Source organism: Bacillus cereus group sp. N24, from assembly GCF_016483345.1.
GTDB lineage: Bacteria > Bacillota > Bacilli > Bacillales > Bacillaceae_G > Bacillus_A > Bacillus_A toyonensis.
The window spans coordinates 78,858-101,255 of record NZ_JAEHCA010000013.1 but is presented as its reverse complement, the minus strand read 5'-3'; the positions used below and the strand labels follow the sequence as shown (position 1 = coordinate 101,255).

Here is a 22,398-nt window from a genome sequence, read left to right as displayed (position 1 = left end):
CATAAAAACTACAATCAATAATACGTATATTATGGGAGGTGTTTTATATGGACGGCAAAAAAAATAAAAAGACAGAACAGCTCCAATCCTTTACACGCGAAAATGAAGGAAAGGAGATGACAACAAATACAGGTGTTAAAATTTCAAATGATGAAAACTCTTTAACTGCCAGTGATCGTGGCCCTACCCTTCTGGAAGATTTTCTTATGCGAGAAAAGCTTTCTCATTTTGATCGTGAACGAATTCCTGAAAGAGTCGTTCATGCACGAGGATACGGAGCACATGGCATTTTTGAGTTATATGAATCTTTAGAAGAGCTAACAATGGCACACTTTCTACAAAACCCTTCAAAAACAACACCACTTTTCGTTCGTTTTTCTGAAGTAGCGGGATCAAAAGGAGCCAATGAAACGAATCGAGATGTTAGAGGATTCGCTGTTAAATTTTATACAGAAGAAGGAAATTTCGACTTAGTAGGAAATAACATACCAATTTTCTTCATTCAAGATGGTATTAAATTTCCTGATCTTATTCACGCCCTTAAACCAGAGCCACATAATGAAATTCCACAGGGCCAAACAGCACATGATACTTTTTGGGACTTCATCGCCAATAATCAAGAATCAGCTGCAATGATGATGTGGATTATGTCCGACCGTACAATTCCAAGAAGTTTTCGAATGATGCAAGGATTTGGCGTTCATACATTTCGTTTCGTTAATAAAAATGGAAAGTCGCGATTCGTAAAATTCCACTGGAAGCCAAAGCTCGGCGTTCATTCGTTAATTTGGGATAGAGCATACTAACACACATAAGGGGGATACTTCATGTTTGTTACGGTCGAGAAAGATGTTCATATTTTTGTGCAAGACGTTAATCCCGGTACCGGTAGTAAAACTGTTTTTTTCGTCCATGGCTGGCCTTTAAATCATCAAATGTATCAATATCAACTCAATGTTTTACCGGAGCACGGCTTTCGCTGCATCGCCATGGATATACGCGGAAATGGGCAATCTGATAAGCCATGGACTGGTTACACGTATGACCGATTAGCTGATGATATTGCAATTGTTCTGGAAGCACTCCAAGTAGAAAATGCTACGTTAGTCGGTTTTTCAGTCGGCGGTGCTCTTTCTATTCGCTATATGTCTCGCTACAATGGGCGTCGTATTTCTAAGCTCGCATTAATTGATGCCGTCTCTCCTTCTTTCGTGAAAAATCAAGAGTCCCCTTACGGTGTACCAAAAGAACAAGCAGATACCCTCATTCATCAAATGTATGTAAATTTACCAAAATTTTTAAGTGATGTATCTTTATCATTTTTCAATAGAAACTTAGGAGCTGCAACCCTTGAATGGTTTTCTTATCTCGGTATGCAGTCCGCTTCCTATGCTCTCATCAAAATTTTGCAAGCAGCTGCAAACGAAGACGTAACGAAAGACTTAAGTAAAATTAACGTTCCAACAAAAATATTCCACGGCGTTCACGACCAACTGATCCCATACAAAAGTGCTGAACTCACGCAAAAACGGATTAAAAATGCTCAACTACATGCTCTTACAAATAGTGGTCACGGCTCTCCAATCGACCAAGCAGATGAATTAAATGCAGAACTTATAAAATTTTTAAATTCATAGTTTCCTTACAGCAAATTCTTTTTTATTAACTATCTTTTTTGTTTACCCAATTAAACCGGCCCATTCGTAAGTAAGAATAACTACGATACGAATGATACATTCTGTTATCTTCCCATCTCTTTTTTTAATTTATCCCATCGAATATCATTACAACTTATTTTTCCGTTAATATAATTTATTTTTCAAAGAAAGTGAAAGTATATGCCCTATAGGTTATTTGTTGAAGTGAATGAAGTTTTCACAAAATAAAATTCACACATTTCTCACAAATCAATTAATAAAACGATTACATTTTTGTTTATACTAAATGTACAAGTAATACTCCCTAAACCCAGCTTGCCTGGTTACCCCGTTAAATACTATGAAAAAAGGACTTGTATCCTATACAAGTCCTTTTTTGTTTCTCCTATTTAAAGAGTATATCTTTACTATACTGCTTTCCAACGAGTAAATCATATTGAATCATTTTATATTGCTCTAACATTTCTTTTTGTTTCTTTGTTAAGTCTTTAATCTCTTCGCCATTTTTATCAACTTTTAATTCATCTCTAAGCACTGGGATTTCTTTATATAATCCCGATAAAAATTGATAAAATGGTGATTTATTTAATCCTGCGTAATCAAAAACAAGATTTGAGAAATACATTGGACTTACTAAACCTAAGTTGTCATTTGGTATATCAAAATTTGCATACATTAACAATGGTGTTTCTGCCATTGATAATCTTTCACTTACAGTTTCTTCATTCTCTATATATCCAGCCTCTTTATAAATAGCCTTATTTGTCCCTAGTACTGGTAAATGATCTCCAAAAAAGACTAATAAAGTAGGTCTTTCTAATTCATCAAGCTGGTCTATTAAATATTTTAAAGCTTCATCGGAACGCCTTACACCTTCCGTATATATTTCTAATTCTGCCTTCGATGCATCTTCTGTTAATCCATTAACTTCTATTTGATTTTCTTCAAATCGTCCCGGATTATACGGAAAATGATTTTGCATCGTTACCGCATGAATAAATGTAGGCTGTTTTCTCTTATTCAATTCATCTATTATTTCTTTACTCATAGACAAATCACTAACATTGTCCCCAGCTAATTCTTTATGCTTCATCGTATCTTCTGCATTAAAGTTATCAAATCCAAATACATTATATACAGTATCTCGTTTGTAAAATGAGCGATCAAAAGCATGAATTGCACTTGCATAGTATCCTTGTTTTTTCAATTCACTTGCAATAGATGGGATTTCTTTCTGACCTGTAACAGCTTGTTGATACGGTATAGAACCGGGCATTAACAAACTCATTGAATAACTCGTTAGCGCTTCAAATTCGGTATTCGCTGTATTCCCCCCAAATGTAGGAGCTATTGTTTGTCCACCTGGAAAATTCTCAATATAATGATGTAGATTCGGGACTGGATCTTCGCTAAATGAAAGATTCGTTAGTTTTGTAGGGTCCCAAAAAGCCTCGCTCATCAGAAATATAATATTCGGTTTCTCGGCTTTTTTTTGTTCACTCACATTAACACCATATTGTTTCTTTATGTCATTCGCAATTTGAAGCATATTTTCCTTTGAATATTTTTCTGGTTCCTGAATAACTGTCGTATCTAAGTTACTTAAAAATCCTAAAACCAAGCCATTTTGACCATAGTTCATATTTTGATTCCATAAAGGGAAGTATACCCCACCCTTTACAAATAACTTATTCACAAATGTATTAGGGTAATTACTAAACGCATACACCATAAACAGAGATGTACATATTAAAACAATTCGCATACCGATATGGATTTTTATAGATTTAATATGCTTTCGAATAGTAAAAACAACAAATGCAAATACAACTATACTAATGATTCCTATTAATATATTTTTCAAACTAAAATAATCCATAACCATTGGTATAACTGACTGCATATGCCCTATTTGTGTAAAGTCAGATGGATATAGCGGCTCTCCTCTGAACATACTCTTGAAGTAATTAACAATCCCTAAAATAATAAAAGAGCAACTAGTTAACATTACACTTAGTAAAATTTTTCCAATTGAATTGTAAACTAAAATATACACCATATAAATGAGTAAAACGCTGAATAGGTACTGTGTATACTGCAAATAAATCCAGTTATTCACAAGCAAAAAATTCATATATTCTTGTATGAATATATGAATAAAAACTATTAAATGAGCTATTGGCAGCAATAAAATATGAACTCTTATAGCTGGTCTAAGTTTATTGATTATCCCTTTATTCAAATAATCAATAAAAAATAGTATGCTCCATAAAATTATAGTAATTATACTTAACGTGATTCCTTCATTAAAAAATAACTTCGTCTTCTCTAATTCGAAATAGCCTAATGTAATAACAAACAACGTTTCTAAAAAAACAGTCCATATTCCGCTAATAATGAAAGAAAGTAATGGGCTCTTTCTTTCTTGCTGAACAGAAAAATTATAACGAAATTCATTTCTTCTTTGTTGCTGAACTACAAAATCCAAACTCAACTTATTTCCCTCTTTTCTCTTCTTGTTTTCTTCTCTCTATTTCACCCCGCATCAGTAAAAAACATTATACTTATGATCTTCATATCTATTTTTATTATATATATATAACCTTAAATACCCCTTAAAAAATAACATTTTTTCGTACTTTTTACAACAAAATAGATTCTAAAAAGCACAAAAATACTGCATATACAAACTATATTACAAAAGGATTCTATCTTCAAAAAAAGTTAAAATTTACCGTTATTTTAGGAGATATAATCTATTTATTATGCAAATTAAAATCCGAAGCAAAACCTGATCAAACTTGCAGGTTTTGCTTCGGATTTTGATTTCTATTTCTTTATTCCTTACAAACTAAGAGGACAAATCATGATGCCTTTAAGAACGTGTTGAAACATCTACTATAAAAGAGAAACTATCCACATTCTCCATATAATACATACGATTACTATAAATACAAAATCAAAAAAATCTAGTCCCGGACCCTTTTCCATATGCATATGTAGCCACATATGAACCCATTTCATTTTTTATACTTATGAATATTTTTCTGTGTAAATTGATAAATGAGCAGTTGCATGATGTAAAAACCGACTACAAAAATGAATACTAAAATGAGAAATCTAATCACGAAATTCCTTCCTATTTTTGTAGCGGTTTTTCGACGATATGGTTCTTCAAAACCCACTCCTCAAACTGAGCACTTCCAAATTCCCAGCTTAAATCACGAGCATGTACAGAAAAAACGTAATAACCAGCATATTCGTCCATAAACCTTCCTAACTCTACATCGTCTTTCTGAATACTGTATACTCCAAAATTAAAATACACATCCCATACGTCTTCATTCTTCCTCTTATAAGCAATCGATTCCATATCACATTCTGTTCCGAAATAATCAAGATGTAAATGTACGCTGTCATCATATTCGTACTTCATTTTATCACCCCTTATATTTGTACTTCTTTATCACTCAAAAAATTCCTGCTATCTATACTCACATATGGGCACTTACCTACATATCATGCTTGTAGAGTGACTTCTAGGAGGTGTTATATAGTGAAAAAATTAATAGCTGTTTTTTGTATCATGTTACTAACTGTTTTCACTTTTGCTGCTTGTAGTAGTAAAAAAGAAGGGCCAAAAGATCAAACTCAAAACATTCGCGTCGGCGAAGTTACCCATTCTCTTTTCTATGCACCGTTATATGTTGGGATTGAAAAAGGTTTTTTTAAAGATGAAGGACTAAATATTGACCTACAAACAACAGCTGGCGGAGATAAGACGATGACCGCCCTATTATCTGGTGGAATTGATATTGCTCTTGTCGGTTCTGAAACGTCTATTTACGTTCATCAACAAGGAGCAAAAGACCCTGTTATTAACTTCGCACAGCTTACACAAACAGATGGGACATTTTTAGTTTCACGTAAAAAGCTAGATTCTTTTAATTGGAATGACGTAAAAGGTGTTACGTTTTTAGGTCAGCGTAAAGGCGGCATGCCGCAAATGGTTGGAGAATACGTTTTAAAGAAAAATGGCATTGATCCTCACAAAGATACGAACTTAATTCAAAACATCGAGTTTGCTAATATCGCAAATGCCTACGCATCTGGTACGGGAGAATTTGTACAGCTCTTTGAACCGACTGCAAGTATATTCGAAAAAGAAGGTAAAGGTTATATCGTCGCTTCGTTCGGAAATGAATCTGGTACTGTTCCTTATACATCGTTCATGGCAAGAGAAAGTTTCTTAAAGAAGGATAAAACTGCTGCTGAAAAGTTCACACGTGCGCTCTATAAAGCGCAGCAATGGGTTGATACACATAGTCCCGAAGAGATCGCTGATGCCGTTTCTCCGTTATTTAAAGACACTTCAAAAGACATTACAGTAAAAGTAATTGAACGGTATAAAAAGCAACATTCTTATGCGACAAATCCGCTATTAGATGCGGAAGAATGGAAACAGCTCCAAACTATTATGAAAGACGCTGGTGAATTACAAAAAGAAGTCCCACATGAAGCGCTCGTCAATACGAAAATTGCCGAAAGCGTTATTAAGAAATAGAGGCGAAGTGTATGAGTTTTTTACAAATACGTAACGTTTCTCACTGCTTTTTCGCAAAAGAGAACGCCAAACTAATTCTCGAAGATATGAGTTTACAAGTGGAAGAAGGAGAATTTATTTCTATACTCGGTCCAAGTGGTTGCGGGAAAACAACGCTTCTCTCGATTATCGCCGGTCTACTTGATCCAATTGAAGGCATCGTATTTTTAGATGGTGAACCAATTACAACAAAAAGTCCATCTATGGGTTATATGCTCCAGCAAGATTACTTGTTTCCGTGGAAAACAATTGAAGAAAATATTATGCTTGGACTTCATATTCGAAAGATTTATGATGAACGAACGAAAGAACATACTTTAAAGCTTTTAAAACAAGTCGGTTTGCATGATGTAGAACAGCAATATCCTCGTGAATTGTCCGGTGGTATGCGTCAACGCGCTGCACTCGTTCGAACATTAGCGACTGATCCAAAAATTTTATTGTTAGATGAACCATTTTCCGCTCTCGATTATCAAACAAAGTTAAAACTAGAGGATCTCGTCTTCACATTATTACGTAACTTTAAAAAAACATCTTTACTCGTGACACATGATATAGAAGAAGCAATTGCGATGAGTGATCGTATTTATTTACTACAAGCGAATCCTGGGAAAATTGCAAAAACGTTCGTCGTCCCAGAAAGTATTCGCTCCTTATCACCGTTAGAATCGCGCCATCACTACGACTTTCCAGCCCTTTTCCAAGACATATGGAAGGAGCTGGAGCGCCTTGGATAATATAAAACAGCTACATGAACAATTTCGAAAGGAAGAACGCAGGCGTGCATGGATTGCTCGTTCGCTACAACTTTTACTGCTCATTCTTTTCTTTGTATTATGGGAAATAGCTAGCAAAAACGAATGGATTGATCCTTTACTCTTTAGCTCTCCGTCGAGTATTTGGGATCTCTTTCTTAGCAAGTGGATTGATGGTTCGCTTTGGATTCACATATGGACGACGCTACTTGAAACAGGAGTAGGCTTCATTCTTGGAACAGTACTCGGGGCTATTATTGCCACGTTCCTTTGGTGGATACCACTTTTAGCTCGCGTTCTTGATCCATATCTCGTCGTCCTAAATGCAATGCCAAAAGTCGCACTCGGCCCTATTATCATTGTAATCTTCGGTCCTAATATTTCATCGTCTATTGCAATGGGCGTAATCATTTCCATCATCATTACCATTCTCGTTATTTACAGCGCATTTCAAGAAGTCGATTCTAACTATATAAAAGTAATGGACACATTTGGCGCAAATAAATGGCAATGCTATAAGCAAGTTATACTCCCCTCATCGTTCCCTGCAATTATTTCAACGCTAAAAGTGAACGTTGGATTATCATGGGTCGGTGTTATTTTCGGTGAGCTTCTCGTTTCTAAACAAGGACTTGGCTACTTAATTAGCTATGGATTCCAAGTCTTTAACTTCACACTCGTCTTACTGAGTGTGCTACTCACATGTGTTCTCGCAACACTGATGTATGTGTTTGTAGAAGCATTTGAAAAACTTCTAATCGGAAAACGAAAAAGAAGCTGACTCAAAACAATATGCTAGAGTCAGCTTCTTTCTTTTACCTTTTATCACACATTTTTGTTTCATTTGTAACATTTCCATCCGCAACCGTAACTGTATGGAAACAGTCTTTCACACGTACTGTAACGACATTATCTTTTCGATCTATTACATGATAATCGTTGAACTTTTTATTTAGTGCACTACGAATTTGCTCCCCTTCAAAAATCGGAAAACCGTGAGACATTACCCAAATGAGACCAGCAACAGCAAGAATCGTTTTCATACGTTTCATTACCTCCTCGAGAGTAAACTTATAGTCCCTACAACACGCGCATTATAATTGTGTCTAAATTGTGACATTTTTATACTAATTCTCTTTTATAGCACTAGTTCCTTCTTCTTTTTTTAAAAAGATAGAATTTTCAACTTTCTCAACATAAAAAACGTAAAGAACTAAAATTCTTCACGTTTTCTCTTGGCTAAAATATATCGGATACATAGCTCACATTCGTGTCCAATTGGTTACTCTATCGTTTTCGAAACATCATATAATCCAGCTAACACTTCCGCTCTCATTTTTACAAGCTCAGGGAACTGATAGAAAAACGCAATTTTTTTATATTTTAACTCAGTTCCTTCTTCCACCTTTTTTGAATCTTGTAAAATAAACGCTGTAAATGTATCTGCAATGTCTTCTGCTACATTTGTCGTCCCGTAAAGAGAAACAAACTCATTTTGTTTCTCTTTAAAAAATTCAATTTGAGCTTCTTCGCTTTCTTCCACTTTCTTTTCTGTCCACTCCTGCTCAATTGGTTTCCAGAACAAATTGTGGAATTGATTTATATAAGAGCTCTCCTTCGCACATCCTTCTTGCAAGAAAAGAGATTTACATTTATTTTGGTATGATGAAATATCTTTTTCTTCTTCAAAAGCCTTTAAGTATTTTTCATTTACTGATATTTGTTTATGTCCGAGTGTTAATACGTGGGCTGTCTCATGTATTAATGTTTTCATCACTTGATCAATATTTACTGCAGAATCAAGCGTATCTAAACTAAGGGTCCACTCTTTCGGATACTCTACACTCGGCATAACGTGGGCGACAATTCCGTCGTAACCATCTGTTACCATGTCAAACTCTTTTATGTCAGTGCGATACTTAGCTGGAATAAGAGTGCTATACATCTCCCATAATGATTGATGATACTCTTTATCTTGACGTTGTTTTAGTATCTCTTCTTTCGCTTCTTTATCTTCTGCGAACGCCGTATTCAATCGTTTCCGATCTAGTTTATCGAAATACGGATCTACAATTTCATCACCATCAATATAATAAGAAGCTAAAAAGAAATAATTTTCATCATCCTCTTTTTTCATTTCCGCTTCTTTCATATCATTACTTGAATTTCCTTCTAAATCATAATCCTCTAGTACTTCAAGTTCTGAAAGTCCATCTATTTTTTTATATACCTTTTGAAGCGTCTTATCACCTATTTGTGCACATTCTTCTGTCGTTTCGCACGCATCTTTTTTCTCTCTTTTTGAAGTTTGCTCCGACATATCACATCCAGCTACTAAGCCCGTTGAAATCATAAAACACACTAACTTGCCATATAGTTTTTTCATACGCCCTCCATTATTCCATTCTACAAAAATATCATAATCATTTTTTAACGAATATGCGATAATTAATTATAAAAACTGTATGGAGGTTTCCCATGATTCGAGCAGTCTTATTTGACTTAGATGGAACACTATTAGATCGTCGCCAATCTCTAGAGCAATTTATTCGAGATCAATATAATCGTTTCGCCTTTCATTTGATAAACATAGAAAAATCCGAGTATTGCTCTCGTTTTCTCGAGCTCGATAATAATGGTTACACGTGGAAAGATAAGGTATATTCCACTCTCCTTTGCGAATACAACATTACCACTTTAACGCCAGAGCAACTGTTGCACGACTACATTACAAACTTCCGACATCATTGTATTCCTTTCCCAAACATGCATGAACTACTTCAACAATTAAAACAGCTAAACATTAAAATTGGTATAATTACAAACGGCTTTACTGAATTTCAAATGAGCAACCTTCAAGCATTAAACATACATACGTATACAAATACAATTCTCGTTTCAGAAGCGGAAGGAATCAAAAAACCTCATCCTGAAATTTTCAAACGTGCTTTACAAAAGCTGAATGTAAAAGCCGAAGAATGTCTTTACGTTGGAGATCATCCAGAAAACGACGCGCTCGGTTCTGAACAAGTAGGAATTCTTGGCGTTTGGAAGAGAGATTTATTTTGGGGTGACTTCGAGCATTCACGTGTGATAGATGATTTATTAGATGTTCTTTCATTTTTAGAGGTAGAGATAAAAACAAAATAATAGGAAATAAATTATATAAGCGATTTACCGCCAAAAAGAGGAGGCCGTTATTCAAAAACGCCTCCTCTTCCTTTATTGTTCATAAACTGTAAACTGCGGTTTACTCGGATGATCTTTTACTAGTGCATCATCTGGAAACTTTGAAACTTTTTGATATAGAGCAATGTCACCAATACAACTTGCTGTTAGTAGAACACCTAAAAATGAAAGTGGCTCCAGATTCATGGCTAATCCTAATACAATTGGTAAAATTCCAGTCGGTAAAAATGGCAACATTAAAACTTTCTTCATTTGCTTTACTGTAATCACCTGTTTAGAATGAGCATATGCTACACCTAATTTCCAATTGACACCCCATGTTAGTTCACTCCACGGAACACCTCCGATATAACGAAACCCTATTAAATGTATCGCTTCATGAATACAAATGAGAACAATCATTCCAATAATTAAAAGAAACATAACGGGCAATGTAAATTCAACTTGAAATCCGCCTAAAAAAAGCGCATGTAAAAAACTAATTCCAATCGCTAGAGCGAATATTATAAAAAATGAATAGATATTTAATTTAACCATCGAAACAGTAACAGTCGTTTCTTTTCCTTTATCCATCTTCTCCTCCTAAAATGTAAATACATCTTTACAAAATTGTATAATATACCCAAAACGATATAAAGATATATTTACATTCTCGAACAAAAAAAGAAACCGGCCATTTTACTTCGTAAAACAGCCGATTTCTTCTATATGTTTCATCGTACGCGCTAATACATCGTCGCGCATAATAAAGCTAAATTTTCTATCAGTTTTAATGTTATCAGGAATGTCTTTCAATAAAACAGACCCTTTCGTTTCTTCGTAATGCGTATGTTCTTCTACCGCACTAATTGTTGCAAAATAAATGTTTTTAATGATTATTTTGTCTTTTCCAGATACTTTATATTGTCCTAAGTAAGTTAAATCCGAAACTATGCCGCCGGTTTCTTCATGAACTTCTCGAACCGCCGCTTCTTCCGGTGTTTCCCCTAGTTCTACTTTACCACCTGGAAATTCAAGACCGCGACGTAAATGATGCGTTAATAACCATTGATCCCCGTACCGGCATACAACCCAAACATGCTTTGGCTCAGGAGAAAATGGATAACGTTCAAACGATAATTGTACAGTGTTGTGGTAATAATCTTTAAATTTGTACATGCCATTACTCCCCTATTGATGGTTACAAGTTTTTCCTACCACAAATTGTAGCATATTCTCGCTTTTCTGCATAATATTATCCAATTACAATCCATTGATTATTCCCATTTGTGCGACTAATTCTTTCGTCTCATGATTTCCTAATTCGTAAATCATTTTATATGCTTTTTGTAGTTGTTCATCATATCGATCATTATTTGAATCGTGATGATATTCAACAAATGGAACGTGAGACCGTACAAATGAACCTAAATCCTCTACATATGCTTGATCAAAGTACGCTCTTAACTCCGTAATTTCCTCATCATTTGCGTAAACTTCAAAATTGTACGTATCTGCCGTCTTCACTTGTGAAATTTGACCATTACCTATTGATATATAATATGTTTTTTTCTTCTCCATGTAACACCCTTCTTTCATCCTTTTAGTTTCTATTGTTTTCATCAATTACAAAATTATGTAAAATAAAGAAAAGGAGGGATTTCATGTTCAAAATATTAATTATCGGTATTATAATCGTCCTAGTCATACTAGTACTCTCCGTCATGACGATTAATAAAGGCTATGCATACAAACATTCCGTTGATAAACCAGAAGATAATCCTTATACAAAAAATAATAAGGAGGATTCATAATATGCTTCGTGTACTTCGCATTGCAATCGCACTCACTGTGATCATAATGTCGATAATCGGGCTCTATACAGGTCAAAATAACTTTCTACCACTTTCACAATTTTTATTAGGAGCTCTCATGTTCCTCATTGCAATGGAACAAATAAAAAAGAAGGATTCAGGAACAGGATTCATTTGTATTGTTGCCGGTGCTTTCATTTGGATTGTTCTTATCATTAGCTATATAAAATAAAGGGGATACATGTATGCTAAAAGGATTGCGAATTACTTTTTCACTTATTGCTTTATGTATAGCAATCTATAGTTTCTTTACTAGTAATAGAGAAATTATGCCTTATATGTTCATCTTTTTAGGGATGATGGCTTTCGTTATTAGTATAGAGGAAATCTTAAAACAGCAAAAAGGTGGTAGTATACTTGCTCTGTTAGCAGGAGCTGGTGCTTTATTTCTTGGCTTCTCAGAAATATTTCGATAAATAGTCTCTTTAAAGGAGGTATACAATGCTAACTGGATTACGCTATTTTTTCATGCTTCTCACATTCTCTCTTTGCACTTATTCTCTTGCTACCGACAACTTCACACTTCTCCCATACATGCAATTTGCTCTCAGTTGTTTCTTTATTCTTCTAGGAATTAATGAACTGAAATCCGGAAGAAAATCAATGGGCATCTCGCATTTTTTCGTTTCTAGTCTTATGCTCTTCATTGTAATATCGAATTACTTTCACTAAAGATAACATGTAATTTCCAATCACCTACTGACCATTATCTCTCACTAATTTGGATTTTTTAAACAGTTAATAAATTGGAGGATACTATGCTAACAAACCTTCGAATCTTACTATCTGCTATTGCTTTTATTCTTGCTTTTTTTAGTCTTTTTGCACAAATTTCTATTCTTTCCTCTTATGTATTTATCCTTTTAAGCATCACATTTATTCTTTCGGGAGTTGCTGAAATACAACAAAAGCAAAAACCGAAAGCTATCTTTTGTTTTATAGTTGGGATAATCACTTTCTTCGTTGGGATTTCTGACATACTTCCATAAAAAAGAAGAGCTTGTGTGCTCTTCTTTAACTCACTACTTTCAATCCAATAATCGTCCCCATAATCCCAACGATACAAATAATCCGAAAAGCGTTTTTAGGTTCTTGAAAAAATAAAATACCGACAACTGCTGCCCCGAGCGTTCCGATTCCAGTCCAAACTGCATATGCGATCGATAACTGAATTTCTTGAAGCGCCATCGTTAAAAATTGAAAACTAATAATAAAACCACCTATTAAAATAATATTATTCGTCCAACTATTATTTTTTGCTACTTTCTTTATCCCAATTACACCGACAATTTCAAAGAGCCCAGCTATAATTAAATAGATCCATGCCACTTTATTTCACCTCTTCCTTATTCCCACTAAATTTCAATCCGATAATAAATAGTGCCAATAAGCAAACGAGGAAAATTTTGATGAGCGAAAATGGTTCTTTGAAATATAAAATATCTACCAATATCGTTCCAACTGTACCAATTCCAGTAAATACTGCATATGCCGTACCAATTGGAATTTTTTTAGTTGCTTCAATTAGTAGTTGAAAGCTCACTAAAATTGCAATGAGTGTCAAAATACTCATTGAATTTGTTTTTAATCCTGTCGCCCAATATATTTCAATTAAGCCCCCAAATACTAAATACATCCACACCCTATTTATGCTAATCTCCTTTTTCTTTTTCACTTCTTCTTTTATCTCTTCTCTTGTTTCTTGTTTCGAAGAATTACGCTTCTTTTTCGGAAAAAGAATGTAAGACATCGCCCATATAAAATGAATAATAAGCACTGATGTCCAGACACTTGTAATCGTATTAATCGTTTCATTTTTATAAAATCCAATTTGTTTATTTAAAATCCACTCTTTCATATGAAGGAAATAGGAACCGCTTGGCAACTCTTGAGCTGGTACAAGCCCTACTATAAAAATAAATAGAAGCTGTGCAAAAATGAAAATCCCCAGATGCTTATAAAAATATTGCCTCTCCATCCGCGCATGCTTAATTCCATATAGCTTCTCTTTTCCCGTGCCCGTCATTTACCCTCCTCCTTTTTTAAATAACAATCCATCATCTTTTCTAAATAATTCATCGTTTCTAAATCAAGTCCGTATACTCTTGCAATCTCTCCCTCTTCAGGTTTAATTAAATCCCAATACTTATTTATTAATTGTTCATCTTCATGAAATACGTGCATTGAAAAGGCCACTACCCTTTCCGCTAATTTTTGAATTTCCGGTGAATCTACTGGTTCATTTATACGCTGACGAATTTCTCTTAATACTTGTAACCATTCTTTTGTTCTTTCATCGTTTTCTTCAAGTGTTGGTAAATCCTCTATAACCTTCTGTTCTTCCTCCGTAAAATATTTTTGTCGGAAATTTTCTCTCTGCTCAATTCCCTGTACTGATTTTATGAATAACATTAAATCTTCTGTTTTAAGCTCTCCAGTTAATTCAATGGAATGAAATGCTGTATATAATAGTTTTTCTAAGTCCTGTAATCTTTTTACTTCCGCTTGTATTGTTTGAATTTCATTTTGAATTGCACTTTTCCATCTTTCTTCTGAATTCCCCTTTTCCTCTTTTAACACTTTTTTTATTTCCGAAAGCTTAAAACCAAGCTTTTTAAACGTTGTTATTTGTTGCAATGTAATTACATCATCTTTTGAATAGTAACGATATCCTGACTCAGCAACGTACGACGGTTTTAATAATCCAATTTCCTCATAATATCTAAGTGTTCTCGTCGTTACATTCGTTTCTTTTGAAATTTCACCAATGCTATACTTATCCATCGTTTCCTCCTCACGCCTTATTTATCTTCACTATAAACTTTGACGTATACGTTAAAGTCAATACTCCATTCACACAAAAAACTCCTGTTTTTCAAACAGGAGCTCTCATTAATATATTCACCTACTGCCTTTCATTTCTTAAAAATGCTCATAAGTGAAACTCATTGTTTTTCTATAAAACCTGTACTTTTCTCTTTTACAAATAAAAAAACTGCCTTTTCACAGGCAGTTTTTCTTTATCCAAATACTTTTTCAAGTTCGTCTTTATCTTGGCTTAACCAGAAGTTCATTAAGCGTTGTGCTCCTTCTAAATCGTGAAGCTTCGCTTGGCCACATTGTGTTTCGTTTGCAGCTGGAATTTCTGTAATTTGAACCGCATCTTTTAATGTTAGTTCTAATAAATCAATGATTTCACGAACTGTTGGTGTTCCGCTTACAACAAGATAATATCCTGTTTGGCAGCCCATTGGTGAAATATCGATAATATCAAAATGCGGATAACGATCAATATATTTACGTAAATTAAATGCTAATAAATGCTCTAACGTATGAATAACATCTGGTTTCATTGCTTGTTTATTCGGTTGGCAAAAACGAATATCGAATTTATTTACAATACCGTCACTACCTACGTTATGAACTCCGCAATGTCTTACATAAGGTGCCTTTACAATCGTATGATCTAATTCAAAGCTTTCTACTGATGGCATACAACATCTCTCCCGCTTTTAATTTAATTCCGTTATATCCAATATGATATAACGGAAATGCACATTAGTAAAGTATTATGTACAGTCGTGCTATAATACTTTAAGAATATGCTGAAAAGGAGACCATTATGAAACAGATTTTCATTGGAATTATACGCTTTTATCAAAAATTTATTTCGCCGATGACACCGCCAACGTGCCGCTTTTATCCGACTTGTTCTCATTACGGATTAGAGGCGTTTCAAAAGCATGGTGCATTGAAAGGTTTTTGGCTTACTTGTAAGCGTATATTAAAATGTCACCCTTTCCACCCGGGAGGATTTGATCCTGTCCCAGATAAAAAGGATGACAAAGTAAATTCTTAATTGTCGTAACCATTCACAACTAAATCTAATTTTCCTGTATCAGGATCTATAACAAGACCGTGAACAGGTACTTCTTCCGGAAGTAACGGATGATTGCGAAGTATTGATACACTATGTTCTACACTTTCTTCAACACTAGAGAACCCTTGTAGGAATCTTTCTAAATCGATTCCAGAATAACGAAGTGTATCTAATTTCTCATCTGTTACACCGCGCTCTTTCATCTTCTCAATTGTACTGCTTGCTTGAATTTTTGCCATACCACAATCATGATGACCAACTACACAAACTTCATCGGCACCAAGTTCGTATACAGCAACTAAAATACTACGCATAATACTTCCGAATGGATGGGAAATAACAGCGCCTGCTACTTTAATAATTTTCACATCACCGTTACGCATATTCATCGCTTTCGGTAATAATTCAACAAGACGAGTATCCATACAAGAGATAATTACCATTTTTTTATTTGGAAATTTTCCTGTTTCATACTCTTCGTATTTTTTCTCTTCAACGAATTTTTCATTGTATTGTAAAATCTCTTCTAATGACTTCATAGTACAGAACCCTCTTTTCTCTCATTTACATTACATATGTAGTGTACCAAAATTTGAAAAACTCAAAAAGGATATTGCTTTATAGTAAAAATGAGATATTTTCAGATAACCGACATAATTCTTTCAAAATATACACACACCTTTGTAACAAGTCTCACATACTTTAAACGTATTTTCACTATAAACTGATTGTAGATAATGTAAAAAAGGAGTGAATATTTATTATGTCCGACGTTCTGTTACTAAGTCGTTTTCAATTTGCAATTACTATTTTTTATCACTTTTTATTTGTACCTTTAACAATCGGACTTGTTATTTTAGTAGCATGTATGGAAACTCAATACGCCCACACATTGAATCCAACATACCGCAAAATGGCAAATTTCTGGGGTAAATTATTTACAATTAACTTCGTAATGGGGATTATAACCGGGATTACGATGGAATTCCAATTTGGAACAAACTGGTCTGAGTACTCCAAATATATGGGAGATATTTTCGGATCCCCTCTCGCAATCGAAGCACTCGTTGCCTTCTTCTTAGAATCTACGTTCATGGGAATATGGTTATTCGGTAAAGACAAAATTTCACCAAAGTTCCGTGCCTTCTGTATGTGGATGGTTGCACTTGGAACAAATATTTCCGCACTTTGGATTATTACAGCAAACGGCTTTATGCAAAATCCTGTTGGCTATGTAGTACGTAACGGCCGCGCTGAATTAAATGATTTCTGGGCACTTGTTACAAATCCATATGCTTGGAACATGTTCTTCCATACTGTAATTAGTTGTTATATCGTTGGTGCTTTCTTCGTTATGGCCATTAGTGCCTATCACTTGCTACGTAAAAATGAAGTGGAATTCTTCAAAAAATCATTTAAGTTTGGTTTAATGTTAGGCTTATTCGCCGCAACTATTACACCGTTTATGGGACATCAATCTGGTGTATCGGCAGCTAAATATCAACCTGCTAAAGGCGCTGCGATGGAAGCAGTTTGGGAAACTGGAAAAGGACAAGGTTTCTCAATCATTCAAATTCCTGATGTGAAAAATGAAAAGAACTTTGAACTACTTACAATTCCAAAACTCGGAAGTTTCTTCTATACAAACTCATTTGATGGAGAAATTGTTGGTTTAAAAGATATTCCGAAAGAAGATCGTCCAAACGTTAACCTCGTGTACTATAGCTTCCGCTTAATGGTCGCACTTGGCATGTTCTTTATGGCATTAACTTGGTTCGGTTTCTATTTAAACCGAAAAGGAAAACTAGAAAACTCAAAACGTTATTTAAAAATTACAATGTGGTCTGTCTTACTTCCGTACATTGCGATTAACGCTGGCTGGATTGTCGCTGAAGTAGGTCGTCAACCATGGACAGTTTATAAACTAATGCGTACAGCAGAATCTGTATCACCTATATCAGTTCCACAAATTTGGTTCTCATTAATTAGTTTAATATTGTTCTACACCTTACTTTTAATTGCAGATGTATACTTAATGCTGAAGTTCGCAAAAAAAGGACCAGCTGCATTAGAAGAGCCTGCTACTGAAGGAGGTACAGCTCATGTCTCATGATATGCTTGCAATCATCTGGTTCGGTTTATGGGGCGTAATTTGGACAGTTTACTTCATTCTTGATGGCTACGCACTCGGTAACGGAATGATTTTCCCATTCGTTGCGAAAGACCGACAAGAACGAAATCAATTACAAGAAGCAATTGGTCCATTTTGGGGTGGTAATGAAGTATGGTTAATTACAGCTGGTGGCGCAACATTTGCTGCCTTCCCAATCACATATGCAAATATGTTTAGTTACCTATACACACCACTATTTTTAGTATTACTTGCACTATTTGCTCGTGCTGCTGGACTTGAATTTATGCATAAAGATGATTCACCAATTTGGCAAAAAACTTGTAAATGGGCATTTACAATTGGTAGTTTCCTAATCGCTTTTTTATTCGGTGTTACATTCGCTAACCTATATTACGGACTACAAATCGGAAAAAATGGCTATGAAGGAAATTTACTTAGCTTACTAAACCATTACGGTATTTTAGGTGGTCTGTTCTTCACTGCTATATTCGTCGTATCTGGCGCTCTTTGGGTTATGATTAAAACGACTGGTGAAGTATCCGATCGTGCTTATAAAATCGCAAGACCATTTTCAATGGCAGCTGCTATCATTTTAGCTATCTTCTATGTAGCAACTGCAAATCGCACAAACTTATTCCAAAACTTTACGGAATATCCGGTACTATTTATTCTTCCAGTACTTGCAATGTTAATGAGTGTACTCGCACTTATTATGGTGTACAAACATAAAATCGGCCTCGCCTTTACATTTGTTTGCTTAACAATCGCAATGTTTATGACAACTGGCTTTGCAGGTATGTTCCCAAGAATGTTACCTTCTCGCATTAACGACGCCTATAGTACAACGTTATACAACGCAGCTGGTAGCCAATTAAACTTAAAAATTATGTTCTTCGTTGCAATAGTTATGGTACCAATTGTTATTGGCTATCAACTTTGGAGCTACAGTATTTTTAAAAATAAAATCCACAAAGACTCTGCTAAAGGATATCACTAAGATAAAAAAGACACTTCGTTTGAAGTGTCTTTTTTCCGTATGATTTTCGATAAAGTGAAACTATAATCAGTGGGGGTTTTGTTCACCCCCACTGATTATTAGCCCACACCAATCGGACATTTCCGGACATTCGATCCCCCACCTAAATTGAGGTGGGAGTCTTACTGCCCGCAAATAGCAGGATAAGATGTTATACTTTCAATCTAACAACTATGATACAGAAGAATCACAAACAGCTCACAACTAAATTGTATCATAGGGCAAATTCATCATTTTATGCAATTTTACATATTGCACTATAAGGTAAATTGTATCTCTTGGTCATTTACATCATTATCCCTTACATCTGCTGTACTAATCCCGCTAAATGTTCTCACATTTAATCCAGTGTTCGATGATCCCGATCCATTATAAGCTTTCGTCTTTTCAATCGGTTGCACGTTATATTTATCCCCTAAATTAATCGTTCCATTGCAGTTTTCAATAATAACACCTTCAACAACTGCCGGCATATTGTCACCTACTTTCATTTCCTTACTTTCATTTTATGAAAATCGCCTATAAAAATAGCATGTTTCAATAAGAAAAAGCACTCAAAATGAGTGCTTTTTCTCTAAGCATGAATGGCAAGTTTGGAGACAGTTGACTTCTTCAAAATTTTATTAGGGGTAATATTTTGAAAAAGAAAGCCTTTCATATTTAACTTAACACCACTGGAATATATAGTAAATTGATAATGTTTATACGGAAGATTGCTAATGTTTAGTATAGATAGTTTCCACTATGTTAACAGTAAAAACTCATCTCCACTAAACAACAAAAAGTGCCCTCAAAGAAGACACTTTTCATAAACAGACACTATAAAACAGAATTATTTATTGTTATACGATTGTTAGATACAAAAAAGTAGAGGGAAATGCTTGTACAAAATTCTGCTTTATAAAGTCTGTCTACAACTTATATTTTAATCCTCTTCATTTGAAAATAAATATAATATGCACAATTACATACAAAAAAGAAAAGACACTCTACCGAGTGCCTTTTCAACCACTTTACTTTTAATATATCGCCTTACATACATTTTAACATATGTATCTATATAACTTATTGAGAAAATTCAAAATCCTTTTTCTTTCATTTTCACTTATGAAATCATGTAATATAAAAGATATGTCAAATTCTTATACAAGTTGAGGTGTACTATATTTATGCTGTATTTTGGAATTATTCCTCTTATATTGTTTATTATTTTTCTTATCTCTTATTTAAAAGATCCGCGAAAAATCATAAACGGCTTTTTATTTAATGCCTTTATCTGTTTTTTCCTTCTTTTTTGCGTAATCGTATCTTTGAACTCAGATAGTGCTGTCTTGCGTTACATTATATTTTTACCTTTTTTAGCACTCCTCATTATGCTTCCTTTCGGTATTATCGCTTTAATGTTTGGATTATTTCTTAATGCAAGAATTTTAATGAAGCGAGAAGGAAGACGGTTCACTAACTGTTTAACGCTCCTTGCTGCTTTAGGGATGTTATTCTTTATGTTACTCCCTATTATAAATCCAGCAAGTTTGGTCTCATCACATTTAGAGCCTATTTTTGCAGGTATTTCTCTTATAAGCGTATATTTCTTTATACACTTATCTAACTTTTTAAGTGCTTATTTTCTATACCAATTCAACAGACCTAGACGTAATCAAGATTTCATCATCGTTCTCGGTAGTGGCTTAATTAATGATAAAGTACCACCTTTACTTGCAAGCCGCATTAATAAAGCTATCGACTTTTATTGGAAACAAGCAGCTGTGAATACACCACCAACAATTATTTTCTCTGGTGGACAAGGTCCAGATGAAGGGCTTCCTGAAGCAGAAGCGATGCAAAATTATGCGGTCGAAAAAGGAATTCCTCTTAAACATACAGTGCAAGAAAATCGCTCTGTAAACACATATCAAAATATGTCGTTCTCTAAAGAAATTATGGACTCTTTAAAACCTGAAGGTAAGTATAGAAGTATTTTTACAACGAATAATTTCCACCTTTTCCGCGCTGGTATATATGCAAGACAAGCTGGCCTGAATAGCCAAGGAATTGGATCAAAAACTGCATTTTATTACTGGCCTAATGCAATGATTCGTGAATACGTTGCGATTGTCGTAATGGGACGTAAACGTCATATGAAGTTTTGCGGGGCTATTTTAGGATTCGCTTTATTCGTGTCAGTACTTAGTTTTATATTTTCTTAATAGCATCCCATCCTTTGAAAGGATGGGATTTCTTATACTCATTTCAAAAATATTTTAAAGATAATATGGCGATAATATTCCCTGCATACATCCATTAAAGGAGAATTTTTTCAAATTAAATGTTAAAATGAAATTTAGGTGTGAATGATGTAACAAACAAGAAACTAGTTTGAAACGAGGAAATTATATGGAGAAAACTATCAAAAACAAGCCCAATAAGCTAAAAATCGCTTCAAAAGCTTTGATGATTATTATTGGGGCATTTATTACAGCGTACGGATTAGAGGCTGTCTTAATTCCAAATAACGTATCCGACGGTGGTGTAACTGGTTTAAGTATCGTTAGTTCAAGATTATTTGGATTGCCATTAGGGGCTCTAATCGCAGTTATTAACATTCCTTTCGTTTGGTTAGGATATAAGCAAATCGGTAAAAGTTTTGCAATTTATTCCATTATCGGGATTGCTTCATTAGCAATAGGTACCGTTGTCATGCACGGAATACCAACTATTATTGAAGGCGATACATTATTAGTTACAGTTGTTGGTGGTATTATTATCGGTTTTGGTATGGGACTAGCATTACGTAACGGCGGAGCATTAGATGGAATCGATATGCTAGCTGTATTACTTTCTCGCAAGTTACCTTTTGGAACGAGTGACCTTATTTTATTCTTAAACATGTTCGTGTTTATTTTCGTATCAACAGTATTCGGTCTTCAAGGAGCTATTCTTTCGGCAATTGCTTACTTTATTGCTTCGAAAGTGATTCATATCGTTGAAGTTGGTTTAAGTGGTTCGAAAACATTTAAAATTATCACAAAAGAGCCTGAATTAATGGTAGAAACAATTCGCGATCGTTTAGGCCGAAGCGCAACGTATAACGAAGTATACGGTGGTTATTCAAGAGAGAAATTCAAAGAAATTTCTTGTGTAATTAACCGTTTAGAAGAAAGTAAAATGAAAGATCTTATTAATGAAATCGATCCAAATGCCTTTATTACAGTTTATGACGTAGCAGAAGTAAAAGGCGGTAATTTCAAGAAACGTGATATTCATTAATCGTTATGAAAAAACGAGGCTGT

General features: G+C 34.5%; 27 protein-coding genes and 2 pseudogenes. 15 read left to right on the top strand and 14 right to left on the bottom strand.

Annotated features, from left to right (window positions below):
- Window positions 1-47 precede the first annotated feature (47 nt).
- Window positions 48-800: pseudogene (locus tag JDS95_RS18825) on the top strand (catalase); the annotation flags it as partial.
- A gap of 27 nt (window positions 801-827) precedes the next feature.
- A complete protein-coding gene (locus JDS95_RS18820) occupies window positions 828-1,637 on the top strand; it encodes an alpha/beta fold hydrolase (RefSeq protein WP_000498306.1) in 810 nt (269 codons plus the stop codon).
- Between the two features lie 406 nt (window positions 1,638-2,043).
- On the opposite strand, the gene JDS95_RS18815 is transcribed toward JDS95_RS18820, so the two are convergent.
- The 3 genes and pseudogenes from JDS95_RS18815 to JDS95_RS18805 form a co-directional block, all read right to left on the bottom strand.
- Window positions 2,044-4,152 (bottom strand): LTA synthase family protein, encoded by a 2,109-nt coding sequence (locus JDS95_RS18815; RefSeq protein ID WP_199690715.1) that lies wholly within the window; start codon window positions 4,150-4,152, stop codon window positions 2,044-2,046.
- 404 nt (window positions 4,153-4,556) lie between these two features.
- Window positions 4,557-4,786: pseudogene (locus JDS95_RS31860) on the bottom strand (hypothetical protein).
- A gap of 11 nt (window positions 4,787-4,797) precedes the next feature.
- Window positions 4,798-5,094 (bottom strand): DUF3986 family protein, encoded by a 297-nt coding sequence (locus JDS95_RS18805; protein ID WP_199690714.1) that lies wholly within the window; start codon window positions 5,092-5,094, stop codon window positions 4,798-4,800.
- Between the two features lie 120 nt (window positions 5,095-5,214).
- Here JDS95_RS18805 and JDS95_RS18800 point away from each other — a divergent pair, with 120 nt between their 5' ends.
- Genes JDS95_RS18800 through JDS95_RS18790 form a run of 3 tightly spaced genes read left to right on the top strand, consistent with a single transcriptional unit; the run spans window position 5,215 to window position 7,797 of the window.
- A complete protein-coding gene (locus tag JDS95_RS18800; RefSeq protein WP_000733218.1) occupies window positions 5,215-6,222 on the top strand; it encodes an ABC transporter substrate-binding protein in 1,008 nt (335 codons plus the stop codon).
- An 11-nt stretch (window positions 6,223-6,233) separates the two neighbouring features.
- A complete protein-coding gene (locus JDS95_RS18795; RefSeq protein ID WP_000009038.1) occupies window positions 6,234-6,998 on the top strand; it encodes an ABC transporter ATP-binding protein in 765 nt (254 codons plus the stop codon).
- The gene (locus JDS95_RS18790; RefSeq protein WP_000368764.1) at window positions 6,991-7,797 is read left to right on the top strand and encodes an ABC transporter permease; all 807 of its coding nucleotides are present in this window, start codon (window positions 6,991-6,993) and stop codon (window positions 7,795-7,797) included. The genes JDS95_RS18795 and JDS95_RS18790 overlap by 8 nt, the downstream gene beginning before the upstream one ends.
- Before the next feature lie 34 nt (window positions 7,798-7,831).
- On the opposite strand, the gene JDS95_RS18785 is transcribed toward JDS95_RS18790, so the two are convergent.
- Together JDS95_RS18785 and JDS95_RS18780 are read right to left on the bottom strand one after the other, a co-directional pair.
- On the bottom strand, window positions 7,832-8,059 hold the full coding sequence (locus JDS95_RS18785; protein ID WP_000849116.1) for a hypothetical protein: 228 nt from the start codon (window positions 8,057-8,059) through the stop codon (window positions 7,832-7,834).
- Between the two features lie 239 nt (window positions 8,060-8,298).
- Window positions 8,299-9,402: a hypothetical protein gene (locus JDS95_RS18780; protein WP_000737835.1), complete on the bottom strand. Its 1,104-nt coding sequence runs from the start codon at window positions 9,400-9,402 to the stop codon at window positions 8,299-8,301.
- Window positions 9,403-9,494: 92 nt separating this feature from the next.
- On the opposite strand from JDS95_RS18780, the gene JDS95_RS18775 reads away from it, so the two are divergent.
- Window positions 9,495-10,166 (top strand): HAD family hydrolase, encoded by a 672-nt coding sequence (locus tag JDS95_RS18775; RefSeq protein WP_000617325.1) that lies wholly within the window; start codon window positions 9,495-9,497, stop codon window positions 10,164-10,166.
- A gap of 72 nt (window positions 10,167-10,238) precedes the next feature.
- On the opposite strand, the gene JDS95_RS18770 is transcribed toward JDS95_RS18775, so the two are convergent.
- From JDS95_RS18770 to JDS95_RS18760, 3 genes are all read right to left on the bottom strand, one after another.
- Entirely contained in the window at window positions 10,239-10,778 is a 540-nt protein-coding gene (locus JDS95_RS18770; RefSeq protein ID WP_000357377.1) for a DUF3267 domain-containing protein, read from the bottom strand.
- Between the two features lie 105 nt (window positions 10,779-10,883).
- The gene (mutTA, locus tag JDS95_RS18765; protein ID WP_000276384.1) at window positions 10,884-11,363 is read right to left on the bottom strand and encodes an antimutator 8-oxo-(dGTP/GTP)ase; all 480 of its coding nucleotides are present in this window, start codon (window positions 11,361-11,363) and stop codon (window positions 10,884-10,886) included.
- Between the two features lie 84 nt (window positions 11,364-11,447).
- Window positions 11,448-11,765: a hypothetical protein gene (locus JDS95_RS18760; RefSeq protein ID WP_000412304.1), complete on the bottom strand. Its 318-nt coding sequence runs from the start codon at window positions 11,763-11,765 to the stop codon at window positions 11,448-11,450.
- A gap of 83 nt (window positions 11,766-11,848) precedes the next feature.
- Here JDS95_RS18760 and ytzI point away from each other — a divergent pair, with 83 nt between their 5' ends.
- The 4 genes from ytzI to JDS95_RS18740 all read left to right on the top strand — a co-directional run bounded on the left by ytzI (window position 11,849) and on the right by JDS95_RS18740 (window position 13,047).
- Complete coding sequence (gene ytzI, locus JDS95_RS18755) at window positions 11,849-11,998, top strand: YtzI protein (RefSeq protein ID WP_000472801.1); 150 nt, start codon at window positions 11,849-11,851, stop codon at window positions 11,996-11,998.
- A gap of 1 nt (window position 11,999) precedes the next feature.
- The gene (locus JDS95_RS18750) at window positions 12,000-12,230 is read left to right on the top strand and encodes a DUF3953 domain-containing protein (RefSeq protein WP_000946673.1); all 231 of its coding nucleotides are present in this window, start codon (window positions 12,000-12,002) and stop codon (window positions 12,228-12,230) included.
- Between the two features lie 13 nt (window positions 12,231-12,243).
- Window positions 12,244-12,474, top strand: a complete 231-nt coding sequence (locus JDS95_RS18745) for a DUF3953 domain-containing protein (RefSeq protein WP_000911975.1) — start codon at window positions 12,244-12,246, stop codon at window positions 12,472-12,474.
- 342 nt (window positions 12,475-12,816) lie between these two features.
- Window positions 12,817-13,047, top strand: a complete 231-nt coding sequence (locus JDS95_RS18740; protein WP_000957181.1) for a DUF3953 domain-containing protein — start codon at window positions 12,817-12,819, stop codon at window positions 13,045-13,047.
- Window positions 13,048-13,072: 25 nt separating this feature from the next.
- On the opposite strand, the gene JDS95_RS18735 is transcribed toward JDS95_RS18740, so the two are convergent.
- The 4 genes from JDS95_RS18735 to luxS all read right to left on the bottom strand — a co-directional run bounded on the left by JDS95_RS18735 (window position 13,073) and on the right by luxS (window position 15,552).
- The gene (locus JDS95_RS18735) at window positions 13,073-13,387 is read right to left on the bottom strand and encodes a DMT family transporter (protein ID WP_000312334.1); all 315 of its coding nucleotides are present in this window, start codon (window positions 13,385-13,387) and stop codon (window positions 13,073-13,075) included.
- A gap of 1 nt (window position 13,388) precedes the next feature.
- On the bottom strand, window positions 13,389-14,084 hold the full coding sequence (locus tag JDS95_RS18730) for a DMT family transporter (RefSeq protein ID WP_000148148.1): 696 nt from the start codon (window positions 14,082-14,084) through the stop codon (window positions 13,389-13,391).
- A complete protein-coding gene (locus tag JDS95_RS18725; protein WP_000362244.1) occupies window positions 14,081-14,842 on the bottom strand; it encodes a MerR family transcriptional regulator in 762 nt (253 codons plus the stop codon). Before JDS95_RS18725 ends, JDS95_RS18730 begins: the two co-directional genes overlap by 4 nt.
- Window positions 14,843-15,078: 236 nt before the next feature.
- Window positions 15,079-15,552, bottom strand: a complete 474-nt coding sequence (gene luxS, locus JDS95_RS18720) for an S-ribosylhomocysteine lyase LuxS (protein WP_001141371.1) — start codon at window positions 15,550-15,552, stop codon at window positions 15,079-15,081.
- A 128-nt stretch (window positions 15,553-15,680) separates the two neighbouring features.
- Between luxS and yidD the strand changes: the two genes are divergently transcribed.
- Entirely contained in the window at window positions 15,681-15,917 is a 237-nt protein-coding gene (gene yidD, locus JDS95_RS18715; RefSeq protein ID WP_000809334.1) for a membrane protein insertion efficiency factor YidD, read from the top strand.
- Here yidD and JDS95_RS18710 read toward each other — a convergent pair.
- A complete protein-coding gene (locus JDS95_RS18710; protein WP_000838170.1) occupies window positions 15,914-16,477 on the bottom strand; it encodes a beta-class carbonic anhydrase in 564 nt (187 codons plus the stop codon). The genes yidD and JDS95_RS18710 overlap by 4 nt on opposite strands.
- A gap of 224 nt (window positions 16,478-16,701) precedes the next feature.
- Between JDS95_RS18710 and cydA the strand changes: the two genes are divergently transcribed.
- Window positions 16,702-18,051, top strand: coding sequence for a cytochrome ubiquinol oxidase subunit I (gene cydA / locus JDS95_RS18705; RefSeq protein WP_199690713.1), 1,350 nt, complete (start codon window positions 16,702-16,704; stop codon window positions 18,049-18,051).
- Complete coding sequence (gene cydB / locus JDS95_RS18700; RefSeq protein WP_000017645.1) at window positions 18,041-19,069, top strand: cytochrome d ubiquinol oxidase subunit II; 1,029 nt, start codon at window positions 18,041-18,043, stop codon at window positions 19,067-19,069. Before cydA ends, cydB begins: the two co-directional genes overlap by 11 nt.
- A gap of 296 nt (window positions 19,070-19,365) precedes the next feature.
- Here cydB and JDS95_RS18695 read toward each other — a convergent pair whose 3' ends face one another.
- Window positions 19,366-19,599, bottom strand: coding sequence for a spore germination protein (locus tag JDS95_RS18695; protein ID WP_002039815.1), 234 nt, complete (start codon window positions 19,597-19,599; stop codon window positions 19,366-19,368).
- Between the two features lie 678 nt (window positions 19,600-20,277).
- On the opposite strand from JDS95_RS18695, the gene JDS95_RS18690 reads away from it, so the two are divergent.
- Together JDS95_RS18690 and JDS95_RS18685 are read left to right on the top strand one after the other, a co-directional pair.
- Window positions 20,278-21,315 carry a YdcF family protein gene (locus tag JDS95_RS18690; protein WP_000965211.1) on the top strand — a complete coding sequence of 346 codons (1,038 nt, stop codon included), beginning with the start codon at window positions 20,278-20,280 and terminating at the stop codon, window positions 21,313-21,315.
- Between the two features lie 187 nt (window positions 21,316-21,502).
- Window positions 21,503-22,375 carry a YitT family protein gene (locus JDS95_RS18685; protein ID WP_000415908.1) on the top strand — a complete coding sequence of 291 codons (873 nt, stop codon included), beginning with the start codon at window positions 21,503-21,505 and terminating at the stop codon, window positions 22,373-22,375.
- Window positions 22,376-22,398: the final 23 nt, after the last annotated feature.